This window comes from Acutalibacter sp. JLR.KK004, from assembly GCF_036941085.1.
In the GTDB taxonomy this organism is placed as follows: Bacteria; Bacillota; Clostridia; order Oscillospirales; family Acutalibacteraceae; genus Acutalibacter.
The window spans coordinates 1-17,549 of sequence record NZ_JAYMNQ010000002.1 but is presented as its reverse complement, the minus strand read 5'-3'; the positions used below and the strand labels follow the sequence as shown (position 1 = coordinate 17,549).

The window sequence follows — 17,549 nt, the reverse complement described above, 5'->3', positions numbered from 1 at the left end:
AGAAGGCGCAGCCCAGGGAACGATAAAGAAAAACGAAAGGCGGGCTGGCGTGTGGGAAAAAGAAAAGCAGTCAGGAACAGGCGGGAGGAACGGCGCGCCTTCTGGTTTGGGATGGGGATAGGGCTTTTTGTGTTTGTGACATTGGCAGGGTTGGTGGTGGTGGACTATCAGGGGCGCAAGCTGAGCTTTGGGGACAGCACGCCCCCTGTTTCCCTGGACAGGCAGTCAAACCCGCCCCAGCTCCGGCTAAAGGCCTTTGGGGTGGAAGAGAGCTGGGACGCAACAAAAATCAAGGAGGCCATAGATTTTCTGTGCGATTTCGGCTGCCTGCCCCACAAATAGGGCCAAGCAGGCCTGCCGGAAAGGAGGCGGCCCCATGAAAAGCCTGTTTCCCCGGCTGTGGGTAGCCATGGTGGCCATTGCCTTCGGGCTTTTATGGGCATTGGGCCTGAACGCCGCCCCCCTCCACGGAGACGCCCTCTGGCCCAGGCTGGTGGGCATATGGGGCTGGGGGCTGGTGGGGCTGGGCTTTTTAGGGGTAGTCCTGGCAGTCAGGCTTGCCTCCCGGCCCAAGAAGCCCCGCAGGCTGGTACCCATTGCCTGCGCCCCCAAAAGGCCCCAGAAACTGCCAAAATCCCCCTACACCCCACCGCCCCACCGCCGCTACCGCCGCAGTGTGGTCAGGCGCTGACTTCCTTTTTCCGGTAAATCTGACAGGATGGCGGGGAAAACCCCAGAAAAATGCCGGAGGTTTTACCAAAAACAACCATATCTGGTAGGAAACCCCTAGGGATATCCCAATTTCAAAGTTTATTTACAGGATAATTCCTTTTTAGAAAAATATCTTCTGGAAAAAGGGGTATACTATGGTTACAAACATGTAACTATTGCTGGTTTCAAACCTGCAATAGGGCAGAAAGCCTGCAAAAACGCGTTTTTGAAGGCATTTTCGTTCCTGCCCGCAGAAAGGAAGTCGATACATGATGAGACGCAAGTTTCAAAAGCGCCTGTGCGCCGGACTGCTGGCCCTGTGCATGGCTGCCGTAGTGCCCCTGAACGCTGCGGCCCGCACCATTGCGGAGATTGAGGCGGCCCAGACAGAGCTGCAAGCAGAGCGGGACAGCCTGCAGGCCCAACTGGAGCAGCTTCGGGACGACGAGGCCCAGAAGCAGGAATACCAGCAGACCCTGCAAAAGCAGATTGACGTGGTGGAGGGGCAGATTGATGCCGCCATACAGGATATTGACGATCTAAACCTGAGCATCAAAGAGCTTACCATGAAGCTGGACAAGTCTGAGGAGGAGATGGGGGATACCATCCAGGCCTTCCGGGACAGGGTGGTGGCCCTGTATCAGGCAGGCTCTGTAAGCACCCTGCAGATTTTGCTGGATTCCACCAGCCTCAGCGATTTCACGGCCCGGTCTGAACTGATAAGCGCCATGAGCCGCCGGGATAAAGAACTGGTGGATAAAATCACCGCGTATATGGAAGCCACAGAGGGCGAGCGCACGGAGTGCGAGGAAAAAAAGGCCAAGGTGGCGGAGCTGAAAAAAGAGCTGGAGCAGAAGCAGGAGGAGCTGGATGGGCTGTATGAGGAAAACGCCCAGGCCATTGCGGATCTGCAGGGGGCGCAGGCGGCCACCCAGAACACCCTCCAGCGCAACCAGGAAGAGCTGGACGCCAACGAGGCGGAAATCGCCGCTCTGATAGAGGCCCAGCGCAAATATGAGGAAGAGCAGAAACGCCTGCAGGAGGCAGCCGCCGCGGCTGGCAACAATAATAACGGCGGCAGCGTCAGTGGCGGCAGCGTCAGCTATCCCACCGGAGGCGGCGGGGTGGAAGGATTCAACCCCATCTGGCCCCTGCCCGGCGTGTCCTACATATCCGCAGGCTATAACGGCTACCCCGGCCACAAGGGCCTGGATATCGCCGGGCCTTACGGCACGGCTGTGGTGGCGGCGGAGTCCGGCACCGTGATTGAAGCCAACAACTACGATTCCTGGGGCATGTCTTGGGGCTATTACGTGCTCATTTACCACAACGGCACCTACACCACCCGCTATGCCCATCTGAGCAGCGTGGCGGTGAGCAAGGGGCAGACAGTCTCTGCCGGGCAGATTGTGGGCTATGAGGGCGCCACAGGCAACGTAACCGGGCCGCACCTGCACTTTGAGGTGTATCAGAACGGCACCCGGGTGGATCCCATGGCATTTCTGTAAAATTTTAGAAAGCGAAAGGCGCCCTTTGCCGGGCGTCTTTTTGTGTATGGATATATAAACTTTGAAGGAGTGGGGTTGGGGATGACAGAGGTGTATGTGGTGCGCCACGGCGAGACAGACTGGAACAAGCAGGGCCGTTTGCAGGGGCAGGAGGATATCCCTTTAAATGAAAAAGGCCGCGCCCAAGCCCTAGCTTGCGGCAGGGCGCTGGAGAAAACACGGTTCCAGGGGATATTTACAAGCCCTCTGTCCCGGGCACGGGAAACGGCAGAGAAAATTGCCCAGTTCCAGGCATGCCCCGTAACAGAGGAGGCTGGCTTGCTAGAACGGGATTACGGCGTCCTTTCCGGCCTCACTCTGCCGCAGCGGGAGGCCTTGGCCGCCACAGGCCGGCCGGACGGGATGGAGCCTTGGAAGTCCTTGGCCCAGCGGGCGCTGTCGGCGCTGAACCGCTGCGCGGATGCCGCTGGAGAGGAGGGACGGGCCTTGCTGGTGTCCCATGGCGCATGGATAAACGCTCTGCTGGCACTGCTTTCAGGGCATGCCATCGGCACAGGGAAAACCGTGCTGAAAAACACCTGTGTCAGTGTATTGCGGCGGGAAGGGGAAGGCTGGCAAATTCTCTCCTATAATGAACTGCCGGAGGAAATGGGGAGGAAGCCAGTGTGAAAAAACCGGAAGGAAAAAGTGGAACCAGGCATAAAAGGCGGCATTTCTTCCGCTTTTTGCAGGGGTTCTGTTGTGTTTCAAGGCAGTTCAAAAAGCTGTGGGCGGGCCTTTTGGCAGGGCTGTTCATGTTGGTTCTGCCTGTAGGGGCCTTAGCCAATTCCGCGGAGCTGCCCAGTTTAACCATCCTGGTGCGGGGCGGGCCGGCAGATTTGAAAATGGCTGTGCGGGTTACAGATGGAAAAACCCTGCGGGAGGAAGAATTGGAACTGGTGAAGCGGCCTGGGGCCAGGTATTACCGGTGGTACGACACCCTCACCCCCTGGGTGCTGGAAAACTGGTACCACATGGGGCCGGAGGTGGAGGTTTCCCTTCTGGCCCGGGGGGAAGGGGTGAGCCTGGAAGTGCCCCTTGCGAACCCGCCAACCGATCACTATGCCCCTTACGCCCGATTGCAAACGCTGGATCTGGAAAAGGGCGCCCTGCTGCCGGGGGAACGGCCCTTTTGGTGGATTCTCCTGAAAATCGCCCTGCGGGTGGGGGCGACCCTGCTGCTGGAAGGGCTGGTGTTCTGCTGGTTCGGCTACCGGGAAAAGAATAGCTGGATAACCTTTTTTGTGACAAACCTGCTGTCCCAGGCTTTTTTAAATGCCATACTCATGGGCCAGGGTGCAGGCCCTTATAATGGGCTTGCCGTACTGCTGCTCTTTGTGGAGCCTGTGGTTTTCCTGGGAGAGCTGCTTTTGCTCTGCGTGTTTATCAAGGAGAAAAAGCGGTGGGTTACCGCCCTGTACAGCCTCCTGGCAAACCTTGTGAGCCTGGCTTTGGGATGGAAGCTTATTGATTTGTTCCCCGTGTAGGTTGGAATATGAATAAAAAATGAAGGGTGTTGAGGAGGTAAAAAACGCTGCTTTGTAAACGAATTGCCATCTCTGTCCTTTTTTGTGATTTTTATACTATCCCTGTTACCAAAAGGAAGCCGCCTCCGTCTAATCTGTATAGACAGAGGCGGCTGTTAGTATGAAAAAACAGAGAAAGGAACGATGCAGGGCACAAAAGGCTGATATTTGGCTTTTTTTCTGCAAATCCTGCATCATATGGAGACTGGTATGAAAAACGCGGCGGCAAGAAACAGGCATAGAGTGGGGGAAGGCGGTTTTTCCGCCCGCTTTGCGCAGGCCCGGGGCGTAGGGATGGTCAGGAAACGGAAAGGAGCCAGGCGGAAAAAGCAGAAGCTGGGGCGGACGGTGTTCCTGTGCCTGACCCTGTGCGGCCTGTGGGGCGTGCTGGGCTTTTCGCTGTGGCGGGAGCTAGGAAAAACCGGGCGGGCCATGGAGCAGTATACAGCCCCAGTGCAGGAGGAATCTGTCCTGCTGGACGTGCCTTTTATTGACCAGCGGGGCAGGTTCCCCACTGGCTGCGAGGGAGTGACAGCCACCATGGCCCTGCAATATGCCGGGGTAGACGTGACCCCGGAAGAAGTGCTGGAAGCCATTCCCAGAGGCGCGGCGCCCCACCCGGACGGGGCTGGAGGCTATATAGGGTGCGATCCCAGGGAAGCTTTCCCGGGAAATCCTTATAGCGAAGAGGGATGGGGCTGCTATGCGCCAGTGGTGGAAAAAGCCGCGGAGGATATCCTCCGCGAGAGGGACGTTTCGTCCCTCTCAATCATAAACCTGACGGACACGCCTTTGCCGGAACTGTGCCAAAGATGCCTGCGCCAAGGCGTGCCTGTGCTGGTGTGGGCCACCATTGATATGGAAACGCCTGTGCCGGGCATTGTTTTTACCATAGAGGGTACCGGGGAGGAGTTCCAGTGGATATACCCCCTGCACTGCCTGCTGCTGGTGGGGGAGGATGAGTCCAGCTATTATTTTAACGATCCTATGGCAGGCAAGGCCGTGGCCTACGGCAAGCGGGAGACGGAACAGGCGTATGAGGCTTTGGGCAGGCAGGCCCTGGCCATTTATAGTTAACGCAGTTCAAAAGAAACTGCTTTCTCTTTTGAACCAGCGGCATAGCCGCGTATGCTTGAAAATCGGGCTGTACCGATTTTCAAGTGCGTTTGCTATAGCCTATGGCGTGAAACAAAATGTTCCCCCGCCCATGGGGCAGGGGAACGCACGCTTTAGAACCTGTTGTTTTTGCGGAACTGCCGGCGGGTTTTCCAGTATCCCGCCTGCTGGCGGATGTGGCGGAACAGGTCGCCCCCGAAAAAGAGCCAGATATTTAAAAGGGAGAACAGGATGGCTGCGCGGGCAGTCCAGCCGCCTACAACAAACATATAGAGGAAATAGAGGGCGTTTGCGGCGGCCAGCCATTTCACTTTGATGGGCAGGAAGAAAAAGAGCATAATCTGGTTTTCCGGATAGACAGCGGCATAAGCGAAAAACAGGGACATATTCAGGAAATGGTTGACCCCGGTGCCTGTGATAAAGCCTGCCAAAATGGAGCCGGCAACGCCGCAGAGATAGAACAGGTTAAAGCGGAAGGTTCCCCAGGCGCTTTCCAGGGCATTGCCCATAAGGCAGTAGAAATACAGGCTGAAGGCAATCCACAGAACCGAAGTGCTGGGAGGCAGGAAAATGAAGGTGATAATCCGCCAGACCTGCCCCTGGAGGATAAGCCCCCGGTGGAAGAAGAGCATGGGGGACACAATGCCCCCCAGCACCAGATTGGCGGCGAAAACCGCCAGCATAATACCGGTGACGACATACATCATGTGGGGGACAGCGTACCTGCCCAGCTTCCTTTCCAATTTGTCCATCCAATGCATATAAAATCGCCCTGCGATACAAAACATGCGCCGAAAAGCGGGAAAACAGCCTTTCGCGCCTGTACCGCTCCTTTCTTTGTATTTTTCGCGGGGCCAAGGCCCTGCGGTTTTTCCTCTGTATGTTAAGGATAGCAAGTTTTTCCCGCCCTGTCAATTTCATTTTTCCGACAAATTCTTACGGATTTGCAGGGATGGCCAAAAATTTCACAGCCGCACCTGGGCATGGGAGAAGCCCCCGCTGTCCCGGGTTATTTGAATGCGGCTGGGGATGCGGGTTTGCAGCTCGGAAACGTGGGAGATAACCCCGATAAGCCTGCCGCTGGAGCGGAGCATGGAAAGGGCCTTCATGGCAGTGTCCAGGGTTTCCGCGTCCAGGGAGCCGAAGCCCTCGTCGATGAAGATGGATTCCAGCTCCACTGCCCCGGCGTGGCTCTGGATTACGTCGGAAAGGCCAAAGGCCAGGGACAGGGAGGCCAGAAACTGCTCGCCGCCGGAAAGGGTTTCAATGGATCGGGGCAGCATGGAGGCGCCGTCCAGCACCTCTAAATCCAGCCCGGCATAGGCGTTGCCCCCTTTAGGCCCTTCCATCAGCCGCAGGGCATAGCGGCCCCGGCTGAGGACGGCGAAGAAATGGTTGGCGCTGACCAGCACCTGATCCAGGGTGACGCTGAGGACATACTGCAAGACAGGCAGCTTCCTGGGGTTGTTCCCGGAAAGGAGCCGGGAAAGCTTTGCCACCCGGCTGTAAACCGCTTCCAAATCCCCAAGCTTTTCCTGCAGCTCCGCAAGCTGGGAAAGCCGCTCCCGCTCCGCTTTCAGCTCCGCCCCTTCTCTGGCCAGGGCTTTGGCAGATTCCAGGCTTTTTGCCCGGAGGGCTTCCGCCTGCTGACGGAGGCTTTCCAGAACCGGCGGCTCCTCCCAGGGGGCGGGGAAGGCGGCAAGGCTTTCCTTTGCCTTCTCCAAAGCGGCTTTCGTAAGGGCAGCGGCTTCCCCGGCCCGGGCAAAGGCGGCTGCTTCCTCCTCTGCCTGCTTTAAAAGGGAGGCGGCTGTTTCCTCCAGGCTTTTCCGGGCCTGCCGCTTTTCTGCCGCCTGCTTTGACAAATCTGCCGCGCTGGGCTTCCCGGCGCTTTCCGCTGCCTGGCGCTCCAGCTCCGCCGCCTGCGCCCCCAGGGCCGAGACAGCCTCCCGGGCTTGGGCGCCGCCGCTTGAAAGCTGTTCCCGCTCTTTCCGCAGTTCCTCCAGCCTTGCCCGGGCCGGAGCCAGAAGCTTTGCGCCCCGGCGGGCCTCCTGCTCCCGGACGGCTGTCTCCTCCGCCTGTCGGGCGGCTTCTGCCTGGGAGGGCAGGCCCTTGCACAGGGCGGATTGCTCTTTCCAGGCGCTTTCCGCTTCCTCCAGAGCCTTTTCCGCCGCCCGCAGGCTCCCCAGGGCCTCCTGGGCCGCGGCGCGGACTTTCTTTTCGGCGGCGCGCAGGCTTTCCAGCTCCCTTTCGTTCAAAACCTGCCCGCTGCCTTTTGCCGGGGCGGGGTGGTTGACAGATCCGCACACCGGGCAGGGCGCCCCCTCCTCCAGGCCCTGGGCAAGCTCTAAAGCAGCGTTCTGCCTGCGCAGGGCCTCCTGCTCCTCCAGGCGGGCGGCAAGGGCCGAAAGGGCGGCTTCTGCTTCCCCGGCTGCTTTTTCCCCGTTCAGGCGGGCCTGCTCTGCCTTTTTCAGGGCTTTCTGCCGCTTTTCCAGTTCCTCCAGGGAGGAGAGGGCCTTTTCAAGCCTGGCCCGCTCCTCCACCAGGGCGGGCAGGCGCTCTGCCCCGGCCCGGTATTGTGCTTCGCAGGCAAGGCCCTTTTCCATGCGGGCCTGGGCTTCCTGGAGCTTCCCAGCAAAAGCCTCTGCTTCCTTTTGCCGCGCTTGCTGGGCGAGCCTGGTTTCTTCTGCCTTTTTCCGGATTCCCTCTGCCCGTTTTGCCTCCAGAAGCTGCCCCTCCAGCCGAGCTTCCTCCTGGGCGGCAACAAGGGCCTGCTTCTGGGCGGCCTGTGCCTGTGCCCGTTTTTCCGCAGTTTGAGGGGCGGACTTTTCCAAAGCCTCCCGGCGCAGGCAGGCAGACTTCCACTCCTTTTCCGCCTGGGCAAGGGCCTGCTCCAGACGGGCGTGGTTCTCCCGGGCCTGCAAAAGGGCCTGGGTTTCCTCCAGCTCCTTCGCGGTTTTTTCCCCTTCCCGGCTTAAGGTTTGGATTCCCTGCTCCCGCTCTTTTATGGCTTTTTCCAGGGCGGCGGGGGTGTCCGCGTGGGCCTGGCTTAAAAGGCCTGCCTGCAGGTCGGACAGGCGGCGGCTTTCCTCCTCCAGGGCCTTGCTGCGCTGGGCAAAGGCGTCCCGGAGGGATTTCCAGATTTCAGCGGAAAACAGGGTGCGCAGGATTTCCCCTTTCTCCTGGGAGCCTGCCCGCAAAAGCCGCAGGAACTCCCCCTGGGGCAGGACGGCCACCTGGGAAAACTGCTCGCAGGAAAGGTGCAGAAGGCTTTCCGCCCGGCGGCGGACAGCGGTTTCCGTGCCGCTTTCCAGCAGATGGGCCTTCCCGTTTTCCAGGGTGAAGCACTCGTGGCTCTCCTGGATTTGCGGCTCCTTGGTGCGGCGGTTGATTTTATAAAAGCGGCTGCGTTTGAAGCGGTAGGCTTTTCCCCCGAGAGAGAAGTCGAACTCCACCTGGGTGGGCAGATCCATGGGGGCGCTCATGCAGCGCATACTGGAAAAGTCCCGCTTGCCGCCGGTTGCCTTGCAGTACAGGGCAAAGCACACCGCGTCCAGCAGGGAGGTTTTCCCCCCGCCGGTAGGCCCGGCGATGAGGAACAGCCCTGTCTCCTCAAATTTTGTAAAATCTATCTCCACCTGCTCCAGATACGGCCCGAAGGCCTGGGCGGAAAGACGGATGGGCTTCATAAACGCACCTCCTGTAAAACCTCCCGGAACAGGGCCATGTCCTCCTGCTCCGGCTCCTCCCCGCAGACCTCTTGGAAAAAGGCGGAGAAAACCGTCCCCTCATCCGCCCCTGAAAGGGCCTTGGCCCGCCTGCCCGCCGCCCCTTCCAAGGCCCACTGGTTCCGGACGGAAAGAAGGTTCGGATAAAAGGGGCGCAGGCGCTCTGCCGCCAGGAGCACAGGGGCTTTGTCTGTAAGGCACAGTTCCACATAATCCTCACAGGGGGCCGTCTCCCCGGAAGCCAGGAGATCCTTGAAAAGCCCGGTGATTTTCCGCACGTCCCGCAAAGGCTTTGCCTCCCGGTGCTCCGCTGAAAAGGAGTTTCCGTCCCAGGCAAGGGACAGGTATCCCTTTTTCTGGCCCGCCTCGTCTATGGAATATTTTAAGGGCGTGCCGGAATACCGGGCCGTTTCTCCCGCCTTTTGAGGGCCATGGAGGTGGCCCAGGGCTACGTAATCGAAGCGGGAGAAAAGGGAAGGGGGGATCTGCCCGCTGCCGCCCACAAAGGTTCCGCTTTCCGAATCGCTTGTCATGCCTCCGGCGCAGAAGCAGTGGGCCATGAGCACGTGGGCCGCCTCCGGCAGGAACAGGGGATACAGCCGCTCTAAAAGCTTTTCCATGCAGGCGGCCTCCCCCCGCAGGGAGGCGTCCCCTAAAAACTCCCGGGCTGCGGGGCAGTCAAAATAGGGCAGGAGGAACACCTGTACCCGCTGGCCTCCTTCTTCCAGCAGCACCGGGGAGAGCATGTCCTCTAAAGACGTGGCGAAGAAAACGCCGCTGTGCCGCAGAGCGCCCTTTAAAAGGGCCATGCGCTGGGCGCCGTCGTGGTTCCCGGAGATGATGAGCGCTTTCACTCCCCATTCCACCAGCCGGGAAAGGGTGCTGTCAAACAGGGCGATGGCCTCCGGGGGGGCCACCTGCCTGTCATAGATATCCCCGGCAATGAGCAGGGCCGCGGGTTTTTCCCGCTCTATGGCGGGGAGCAGGAGGCTTTCCAGGAAGTGGCGCTGGTCGGAAAGCAGGCTTCTGCCATAGAGCATACGGCCCAGGTGCCAGTCTGAAGTGTGAAAAATACGCAAGGTTGACGCCCCTTTTCAAAAATTATTCAAAAATTCCGCCTTTTCTTTTTGCCCACAAAATAGTATACTATAAGTAAGCGCCCTTGAAAGCCGGGTGCCCCGATTTTCAGGCAGGCGGCCCTGCCGCCGGTTCAAAGGAGGCTTCCGCCCCTTTTGAACCGCATTGGCCGCAAAAGGGAACTGCCCGCGGAAACTGTGCCAATACTATATATTGTAACATATCTGCCCTTTAGGTACAAGGAAGAAAGGATGAAGCTTTTTATGAAAACCGCCATGCGATACAGAATACCCATAAAAAAGGCCTGCCGCTCTCTTTCAGCCCTGTTTCTGGCAGCGTGCCTGACGGTTTGCCTGTCCCTTCCCGCCCAGGCGGAGGGCTTTGACTTCGGGTGGGATCAGGACGAACAGAACCCGGAAGGCCCCCACTGCAAATCCATTATCATGCTGAACCTGGACACAGACACAGTGGTGTATGCCCTGAATCCGGACGAGAGGCTTTCCATGGCTTCCCTGACGAAAATTATGAGCTACATTGTGGCCTATGAGACGATTCCGGACATTGAGAACACGGTAATCACTGTGCCCCAAAGCGTAGCGGACGATCTGGAGGGCACAGGCAGCTCCTTAGCGGGCATTGCGGTGGGGGAAGAGCTGACAGGCCTGCAGCTTTTATACCTGATGATGGTGCCTTCGGGCAATGACGCGGCTTTAACCCTGGCGGAATATGTGGATTCCCTTCATGCCCAGGGGCTTATCGCGCCCAAAGAGGAGGGAAAGCCGGAGGATCCCCAGGCGGCCCAGGGGGGCGGGGAAAGCGCCCCTGGCAGCGGGCAGGCGCAGGCAGACGATCCCCAGGCAGCGCCCCAGGGGGAAGCGGCGGGGGAACCGGAAATGGCCCTGCTGGCGGAAGGCGGGGACTCCCCGGAGGACGGCGGCACAGAGGACGGCGGGGAAGAGGAATTCACCGGGGATCCGGCAGGCTATACGCCGGACAGCTATTTTGTGCAGCTTATGAACAAGAAGGCGGAGGAGCTGGGCTGCCGGAACACCCATTTTACAAACCCCCATGGCCTGTATAACCCGGATCACTATTCCACAGCCCGGGATTTGGCGCGGATTGCGGAATATGCCATGACATTGCCCAATTTTACAGACATTACAGGCACCTTTGCCTATGTAAAGCCTGCCACAAACGTGAACGAGAGCGAGGAAACCTTTCACAGCACCAATAAGCTTTTGCAGAATTATATGGACGAGCAAAGCGGCATAGAGTATTATTATAAGTCTGCTACAGGCATCAAAACAGGCTCTCACAACCAGGCGGGATACTGCCTGGCGGCTTCCGCCACCGCTTTGGGGTATACCTATGTGGTGATATGCCTGGGGGACATGGAAGGCTATGAGGAAGGGATTCATGGGGAAATGCTGGACGCCCGCTCCCTGTTCCGCTGGGCCTTGGAGAACCTGGGGAAAAAGACGGTGGCTGTCCCGGGAGAGGTGCTCAGTTCTGTGAACCTGGAGTATGCCTTTCAGCAGGATCAGCTCCTGCTGGCGGCAGGGGAAAGCGCCAGCGTCATGCTGCCCAACAGCGTGGACGCCAGCAGTATTGTGGTGACGGTGAACAAGCCGGAAAGCGTGCAGGCCCCGGTGCGCAAGGGGGAGCAGGTGGGCACTGCCACCTTAAGCTATGCCGATGAGGTGATTGCTACTGTGCCTTTGGTGGCGGCAGAGTCTGTTTCCCGCAGCGACCTGCTGGCAAGCTGGGAGCAGGGGAAGTCCCTGCTTTCCTCCCCCTGGTTTGTGGTGATTATCGCGGTTATTGTGGCCCTTATCATTGTATATTTTATTTTGATGGTCATGTACCGCCGCAAGCAGCGGATGCTCCGCCGGGTGCGCAAATTCCGCGACATGTGAAACGTGACGTTTCATCCGAGACGCGGGGAGCATGAGAGGAAATTTTTCGCCGCGGAACAGGATTCCGCGCTTACGTGAGCCGTCGCGTGCCCAGCGTGGCTTCCGGCGGCTTACACTGGAAGCGAAACAAACAGGAAAGTTTTTGAAGATTCCTAAGAAACTTTTTTCAAAAAGTTTCTTAGGCCAAGGTGTGGAACGGAGTTCCACGGCCTTAAAGGGAAGGACGGAGAAGAAACAGATGGACAGGAGTAAAATCAGAAATTTTTGCATTGTAGCCCACATTGACCATGGGAAAAGCACCCTGGCAGACCGGATTCTGGAAAAAACCAGCGCGGTAGCCCTGCGGGAAATGGAGAACCAGCTTTTGGACAATATGGACTTGGAGCGGGAGCGGGGCATCACCATCAAAGCCCACGCGGTGACCCTCCGGTATCAGGCTCAGGACGGGGAGGAATACACCTTCAACCTTATCGACACCCCGGGGCACGTGGACTTTAACTATGAGGTGTCCCGGTCCTTGGCGGCCTGCGAGGGGGCTGTGCTGGTGGTGGACGCCTCCCAGGGGATTGAGGCCCAGACCCTGGCAAACACCTATCTGGCAGTGGACGCGGGGCTGGAAATCCTGCCGGTTGTCAATAAGATCGATTTGCCCGGCGCGGAGCCTGAGCGGGTCTGCCATGAGATTGAGGACATTATCGGCATACCGGCTTTGGACGCGCCCCGGATTTCCGCCAAAACCGGGGCGAACGTTGAAGAGGTTTTGGAGCGGATTGTCACGGATATCCCCGCGCCGGAAGGGGACGAGACGGCCCCCCTCAGGGCTTTGATTTTCGACTCCTATTATGACTCTTACCGGGGCGTTATCGTGTATATCCGGGTGATGGACGGGGAGCTGCGGCCTGGGGACTCCATCCGCATGATGGCAACAGGCGGGGAGTTCACTGTGGTGGAATGCGGCTTTTTGCGTGCCACTTCCCTGGAGCCGACCCAGTGCCTGCAGGCCGGGGAAGTGGGGTATATTGCCGCCTCCATCAAGGATGTGCGCCACGCCCGGGTGGGCGACACCGTGACTTTGGCGCGGCGCCCGGCGGCGGAGCCTTTGGCGGGCTACAGGGCTGTACAGCCCATGGTGTTTTGCGGCATTTATCCGGCGGACGGCGCCCACTATACAGATTTGCGGGACGCCCTGGAAAAGCTGCAGTTAAACGACGCCTCCCTCACCTTTGAGCCGGAAACCTCCATTGCCCTGGGCTTTGGGTTCCGGTGCGGGTTTTTGGGGCTTTTGCACATGGAGATTATCCAGGAGCGGCTGGAGCGGGAATACAACCTGGATCTCATCACCACCGCCCCCAGCGTGGTGTATGAAATTACCAAGACAAACGGGGAAACCATCCGGGTGGATAACCCCACCAACTACCCCGACCCCGCCGTTATCAAGGAGGCCCAGGAGCCTATTACAAACGCCCACATCTATGCCCCCTCCGATTATGTGGGCAATATTATGGAACTGTGCCAGGAGCGCCGGGGCGTGTTCAAGGACATGCGCTACATTGACACCGACCGGGTGGATATCCACTATGAGCTGCCCTTAAATGAAATTATCTACGACTTTTTTGACGCGCTGAAGTCCCGCACCCGGGGCTATGCCTCCTTTGACTATGAGCTTTTGGGCTATCAGAAATCCGAGCTTGTAAAGCTGGACATTATGCTTAACGGCGAGGTGGTGGATGCCCTTTCCTTTATCATCCACGCGGAAAAGGCATATCCCCGGGCCAGGAAGATGTCGGAAAAGCTGAAGGAGAAAATCCCCCGGCAGCTTTTCGAAGTGCCTATCCAGGCCTGCATTGGCGGGAAGATTATTGCCCGGGAGACGGTGAAGGCCATGCGCAAGGATGTGCTGGCAAAGTGCTATGGCGGCGACATCACCCGGAAGAAGAAGCTTTTGGAAAAGCAGAAAGAGGGCAAGAAGCGGATGCGGCAGCTTGGCACAGTGGAGGTGCCCCAGGAGGCATTCATGTCTGTGCTGAAGCTGGATGAGTAAGAACTGCTTTTGAAATACTTTATGAAGAAAGGAAAGAGCGCCAGGACTGCCTGGCGCCGGGCTGGTGGTTGATATGCGGACAAAGCTGGAGGAAATTGCGGCGGCTGTGGAAGGGAGAATCCTGTGGGGCGATGGGGGGAGGGAAGTCACCCATTTTATCACAGACAGCCGGGAGGCAGGGCCGGGGGCCATGTTTGTGCCCATCCGGGGGGAACGCACAGATGGGCATACATATATTGCCTCTGTGTTTGAAAAGGGCGCTGCGGCAGCCTTTACAGATCATGAAATCCCCTTCCCCGGAGGCCCGGTGGTGCTGGTGGAGGACTGCCGGGGGGCTTTGCAGCGGTATGCCGCCTGCTACCGCAGCCAGTTTGACCTGCCCATTGTGGGGATAACCGGCAGCGTGGGCAAAACCACCACCAAGGAGATGCTGGCCCAGACCCTCAGCGCAGGGTTTGACGTGATGAAAACCGCCGGCAGCCAGAACAGCCAGGTGGGCGTGCCCATCACCATCTGCGGGCTGGAGCCGCGGCACACCGCCGCAGTGGTGGAGATGGGCATGAGCATGCCCGGGGAGATGGGGCGCATTGCCCCGGTGGTGCGGCCCACCTGCGCGGTTATCACCAACATCGGGGTGTCCCACATTGAGTTTTGCAAAACCCGGGAGAATATCTTAAAGGAAAAGATGCACATTGCAGACTACCTTCCCTATACCGGGGCGCTTTTCGTAAACGGCGACGACGACCTGCTGTCCGCGTTAGAGGACACTGCCGCCTGTCGGGTGATACCCTATGGCCTGGGGGAGGACTGCTATTGGCAGGCCCAGGATCTCCGGGAGGAAAACGGCGGCACCCGTTTTACCTGCCTGTCCCCCCAGGGCTGGGAGCAGGAGGTCTTTGTGCCGGCCCCGGGGGTACACAATGTGCGCAACGCCCTGGCCTGCATGGCGGTGGCCTGCCATCTGGGCATGGCAGGGGAGGCGGCCGCCCAGGCCATTGCAGACTACACCCCGCCGGCCATGCGCCAGCAGATCCTCCAGGCAGGGGGCGTGACGGTGATAGACGACAGCTATAACGCCAGCCCCGATTCCATGCGCGGCGCCTTGGATGTGCTGTGCTCCAGGCCCTGCGAAGGCAGGCGCTTTGCTGTGCTGGCGGATATGCTGGAACTGGGGGAGGTTTCCCGGCAGGCGCACCTGGAAGTGGGCCAATATGCCAGGGAGAAGGGCATCCATGAGCTGATAGCGGTGGGTCCGCTGGCAAAGGACATCGCCCAGGGCTTTGGGGACGGCGCCAGATGGTTCCCTTCAAACGGGGAGGCGCTGGGCTTCCTGAAGGGCGCTTTAGGCGCTGGGGACGCGGTGCTGGTGAAAGGCTCCCGGGGGATGCATACGGATGAGATTGTGAAGGCCCTGTGTGGAGGAAGCCAGCAGGGCAAATAAAAAATGAAAAGAAAGGAACGATGCGGAGTGCGGGGCTGGCTGCCTGTCCTTTTGGCGCGCTTTCTGCATCGCATGGTGATTGTTATGAAGCTGGGTGAATTTGCCGCGGGCCTGCAGCATGTGGGCCTGCCTACAAACGACATGGATAAGACCATCGCCTTTTATGAGGGGCTGGGGTTTGAAAACGTGTATGAGACGGTGAATGAGGCCGCAAAGGAGCGGGTGGCTTTCCTGCGACTGGGGAACCTGACCATGGAGGCCTATGAGAACAAGCAGGCCGCCATGGAGTCCGGGGCCATTGACCATCTGGCCCTGGATGTAAAGAATATAGACGCATGCTATGATAAGGCCCGGGAGCAGGGATATGAGATTGTAAGCCGCGGCATGGAGGAGCTGCCCTTTTGGGAAAAGGGCGTGCGGTTTTTCATCATCCTGGGGCCGAACCAGGAACGGATCGAGTTTAATGAAATGCTGTAAAGCCAACTGAACGGCACAAGGAAAACAGAAGCGAAAGGAACGGCACAGGAGGCAAAGGGCTGCCTTTGGGGCCTGTGCCCCAGTGGGAAAGCTGAGGGAGATACGGGCGGTTGCGATTGTATCAGCAAGGAGAAAGGAGAGGATGCTAAAAACCAAAAAGAGGAGATAGTTATGCATATGCCAGACCCAAATGCGGTTTTTCCCAACGAATATGGGGCACCCCGCAAAGGCCCGCTGCATATTTTTGAACTGGCAGTACAGACTATTCCTGCGCATATACAGTTGACGCACCTGCAAAATATCATTTTGTAGTGGCAGGCTTGCAAGAAGCACGCAATCCTGCTCTCTGTTTTCCTTTGGAAAACAGAACAACTCGCTTATCCGCCACCCTAAAATTTTTACCGCTTTTTAAGTGTGGTGGCTATAAGGCGCTCGCGATATGGGCGAGAAAGGAAGAGGACTGCCATGAAAACAGTGAGCAAAAAACAATATGATCAGATGGTGAAGGAGGTTTCGCCCCCGTCCCCGGTTTTCAAGGACTGCCTGCTGGCCTTTGTAACCGGAGGGTTCATCTGCACCATAGGCCAGTGGCTGTGTAATGCCTACCAGGGCATGGGGCTGGAGGTAAAGGACGCCAGGGCTGTGGTGTCCATCAGCCTGATTTTGATCTCCGCCGCCCTGACGGCCTTTGGCTGGTATGACAACCTGGCAAAACACGCCGGGGCCGGGATGCTGGTGCCCATTACAGGCTTTGCCAATTCCATGGTGTCCCCGGCAATGGAGTTTAAAGCAGAAGGCTTTATCACCGGCCTGGGGGCGAAGTTGTTTACAGTAGCCGGCCCGGTGCTGGTGTTCGGCATTACGGCCAGCGTGGTGTTTGGCGTTATTCTGTTCCTTTTGGGGATGTGGATGTGAAAAGTTATGCTAAGAATCTGTATTCACAACCTGTAACCACCATATAAGCGGTTTTTGGGAGCCATTCTATGTTAAATTTTCTTGCCATGCACCAGCATGGTTGCGGAGACTTGCCTTGATGGTCTCTCCAAATTTTCGTTCATCCGGCAATTTCGATTATGAATACAGGTTCTAAGGGGGACCACTGAAGAAAGCGCGCCGGACGGCTTGGCACACATCCCGCTGCCATTTTTCCGTCATGGTACACAAAGCCTGCTGGATGGGTGCCAGCCCGTCTGTCCATCCTTTATGCGCCCTGACGAAAAAACCTGCCGACGCGACATATACACCAGATTTAATCCGTACTTCCCTAAAGGCATAAAAAGGCGTGGGCAAACGGGGCGGTGACGTAAGAAAACATTTTAAGCGAAGGGCGGCGCAGCGTCAAGCTGCGCCGCCCCCCGCATTATTTTTGTCTTGGGCAGCTTGGGATTGCTCCCGCGCTTCCTCAAAATCAAACGCACCAATGAAGTTATAGCCGATCTCAATTTCCCGGATTTTCACCCGCTTTGTCCGGTACCTCCATGAAGGCGTCCCTGGTGTAGCTAGGGTAGCAATACTTCCTCAAATTGATTACCGTCATTAGCCGCCCTCACTTCCCCATTCACTTTTACGATACTTACACAATTCATACCGGCGCTCTCACCGTCAATTCAGTTTCAGTTATTTCCTAATTCGGTTAGCGCTTTCAGCGTACCATCCAGATTTTCCTTATGCCAGTTTTTGAAGAAACCGGCATATATGGTGGCGTAGATGCCGGAACTCCGCAGGTCGCTCAGTTCCGCCTGCTGGGTGGTCAGGCGGATGGTGTCCGACCGGGTACGGATGGTGATAACCGTGTTGAGCAGGTCATCCCGCAGCCCCACTGACTGGATGTCCCCATAGGGAAGGACCAGGGATACGTCTTTGCGCAGGTTGCCCCATGTGGTGTTGAAGGGGAGCAGGACGATCTCGTGTTCACACATCTGGAGAACATAAAATTCCGAGTTAAAAAACGCCGCAAATTGTTCGCTCAGAT

Annotated in this window: 15 protein-coding genes; 11 read left to right on the top strand and 4 right to left on the bottom strand. The window is 58.0% G+C overall.

What is annotated here, in order from left to right; genetic code table 11:
• Window positions 1-51: 51 nt before the first annotated feature.
• The 6 genes from VSQ30_RS14415 to VSQ30_RS14390 all read left to right on the top strand — a co-directional run bounded on the left by VSQ30_RS14415 (window position 52) and on the right by VSQ30_RS14390 (window position 4,861).
• The gene (locus tag VSQ30_RS14415; protein ID WP_334464930.1) at window positions 52-342 is read left to right on the top strand and encodes a hypothetical protein; all 291 of its coding nucleotides are present in this window, start codon (window positions 52-54) and stop codon (window positions 340-342) included.
• 34 nt (window positions 343-376) lie between these two features.
• Complete coding sequence (locus VSQ30_RS14410; RefSeq protein WP_334464928.1) at window positions 377-691, top strand: hypothetical protein; 315 nt, start codon at window positions 377-379, stop codon at window positions 689-691.
• 289 nt (window positions 692-980) lie between these two features.
• Entirely contained in the window at window positions 981-2,219 is a 1,239-nt protein-coding gene (locus VSQ30_RS14405; RefSeq protein WP_334464926.1) for a murein hydrolase activator EnvC family protein, read from the top strand.
• Between the two features lie 81 nt (window positions 2,220-2,300).
• Window positions 2,301-2,888, top strand: a complete 588-nt coding sequence (locus VSQ30_RS14400) for a histidine phosphatase family protein (protein ID WP_334464925.1) — start codon at window positions 2,301-2,303, stop codon at window positions 2,886-2,888.
• Window positions 2,885-3,745: a hypothetical protein gene (locus tag VSQ30_RS14395; protein WP_334464924.1), complete on the top strand. Its 861-nt coding sequence runs from the start codon at window positions 2,885-2,887 to the stop codon at window positions 3,743-3,745. The genes VSQ30_RS14400 and VSQ30_RS14395 overlap by 4 nt, the downstream gene beginning before the upstream one ends.
• A 249-nt stretch (window positions 3,746-3,994) precedes the next feature.
• The gene (locus tag VSQ30_RS14390) at window positions 3,995-4,861 is read left to right on the top strand and encodes a C39 family peptidase (RefSeq protein WP_334464923.1); all 867 of its coding nucleotides are present in this window, start codon (window positions 3,995-3,997) and stop codon (window positions 4,859-4,861) included.
• 152 nt (window positions 4,862-5,013) lie between these two features.
• Here VSQ30_RS14390 and VSQ30_RS14385 read toward each other — a convergent pair whose 3' ends face one another.
• The 3 genes from VSQ30_RS14385 to VSQ30_RS14375 all read right to left on the bottom strand — a co-directional run bounded on the left by VSQ30_RS14385 (window position 5,014) and on the right by VSQ30_RS14375 (window position 9,704).
• Window positions 5,014-5,661: a DUF1751 domain-containing protein gene (locus tag VSQ30_RS14385; protein ID WP_334464922.1), complete on the bottom strand. Its 648-nt coding sequence runs from the start codon at window positions 5,659-5,661 to the stop codon at window positions 5,014-5,016.
• Window positions 5,662-5,865: 204 nt separating this feature from the next.
• The gene (locus VSQ30_RS14380) at window positions 5,866-8,586 is read right to left on the bottom strand and encodes an SbcC/MukB-like Walker B domain-containing protein (protein ID WP_334464920.1); all 2,721 of its coding nucleotides are present in this window, start codon (window positions 8,584-8,586) and stop codon (window positions 5,866-5,868) included.
• Entirely contained in the window at window positions 8,583-9,704 is a 1,122-nt protein-coding gene (locus VSQ30_RS14375) for an exonuclease SbcCD subunit D (RefSeq protein ID WP_334464918.1), read from the bottom strand. Before VSQ30_RS14375 ends, VSQ30_RS14380 begins: the two co-directional genes overlap by 4 nt.
• Before the next feature lie 249 nt (window positions 9,705-9,953).
• On the opposite strand from VSQ30_RS14375, the gene VSQ30_RS14370 reads away from it, so the two are divergent.
• From VSQ30_RS14370 to spoVAC, 5 genes are all read left to right on the top strand, one after another.
• Window positions 9,954-11,618 (top strand): D-alanyl-D-alanine carboxypeptidase family protein, encoded by a 1,665-nt coding sequence (locus tag VSQ30_RS14370; protein ID WP_334464917.1) that lies wholly within the window; start codon window positions 9,954-9,956, stop codon window positions 11,616-11,618.
• A gap of 238 nt (window positions 11,619-11,856) precedes the next feature.
• The gene (gene lepA / locus VSQ30_RS14365; protein WP_334464915.1) at window positions 11,857-13,659 is read left to right on the top strand and encodes a translation elongation factor 4; all 1,803 of its coding nucleotides are present in this window, start codon (window positions 11,857-11,859) and stop codon (window positions 13,657-13,659) included.
• Between the two features lie 73 nt (window positions 13,660-13,732).
• Window positions 13,733-15,100, top strand: coding sequence for a UDP-N-acetylmuramoyl-tripeptide--D-alanyl-D-alanine ligase (locus VSQ30_RS14360; RefSeq protein ID WP_334464913.1), 1,368 nt, complete (start codon window positions 13,733-13,735; stop codon window positions 15,098-15,100).
• Window positions 15,101-15,103: 3 nt separating this feature from the next.
• Entirely contained in the window at window positions 15,104-15,577 is a 474-nt protein-coding gene (locus tag VSQ30_RS14355) for a VOC family protein (RefSeq protein WP_334464912.1), read from the top strand.
• A 465-nt stretch (window positions 15,578-16,042) separates the two neighbouring features.
• A complete protein-coding gene (gene spoVAC / locus VSQ30_RS14350) occupies window positions 16,043-16,492 on the top strand; it encodes a stage V sporulation protein AC (RefSeq protein WP_334464910.1) in 450 nt (149 codons plus the stop codon).
• Between the two features lie 698 nt (window positions 16,493-17,190).
• Here the strand turns inward: spoVAC and VSQ30_RS14345 are convergent.
• The coding region (locus VSQ30_RS14345) for a hypothetical protein (protein WP_334464909.1) at window positions 17,191-17,549 on the bottom strand (359 nt) is incomplete at its 5' end.

What these genes read in the sequence shown, in the direction of transcription:
- VSQ30_RS14405 (WP_334464926.1), top strand. Translation starts at nt 981, where the DNA reads ATGATGAGACGCAAGTTTCAAAAGCGCCTGTGCGCCGGACTGCTGGCC.
- VSQ30_RS14355 (WP_334464912.1), top strand. Translation starts at nt 15,104, where the DNA reads ATGAAAAGAAAGGAACGATGCGGAGTGCGGGGCTGGCTGCCTGTCCTT.
- VSQ30_RS14370 (WP_334464917.1), top strand. Translation starts at nt 9,954, where the DNA reads ATGAAGCTTTTTATGAAAACCGCCATGCGATACAGAATACCCATAAAA.
- VSQ30_RS14400 (WP_334464925.1), top strand. Translation starts at nt 2,301, where the DNA reads ATGACAGAGGTGTATGTGGTGCGCCACGGCGAGACAGACTGGAACAAG.
- spoVAC (WP_334464910.1), top strand. Translation starts at nt 16,043, where the DNA reads ATGAAAACAGTGAGCAAAAAACAATATGATCAGATGGTGAAGGAGGTT.
- VSQ30_RS14360 (WP_334464913.1), top strand. Translation starts at nt 13,733, where the DNA reads ATGCGGACAAAGCTGGAGGAAATTGCGGCGGCTGTGGAAGGGAGAATC.
- lepA (WP_334464915.1), top strand. Translation starts at nt 11,857, where the DNA reads ATGGACAGGAGTAAAATCAGAAATTTTTGCATTGTAGCCCACATTGAC.
- VSQ30_RS14380 (WP_334464920.1), bottom strand. Translation starts at nt 8,586, where the DNA reads ATGAAGCCCATCCGTCTTTCCGCCCAGGCCTTCGGGCCGTATCTGGAG.
- VSQ30_RS14390 (WP_334464923.1), top strand. Translation starts at nt 3,995, where the DNA reads ATGAAAAACGCGGCGGCAAGAAACAGGCATAGAGTGGGGGAAGGCGGT.
- VSQ30_RS14385 (WP_334464922.1), bottom strand. Translation starts at nt 5,661, where the DNA reads ATGCATTGGATGGACAAATTGGAAAGGAAGCTGGGCAGGTACGCTGTC.
- VSQ30_RS14410 (WP_334464928.1), top strand. Translation starts at nt 377, where the DNA reads ATGAAAAGCCTGTTTCCCCGGCTGTGGGTAGCCATGGTGGCCATTGCC.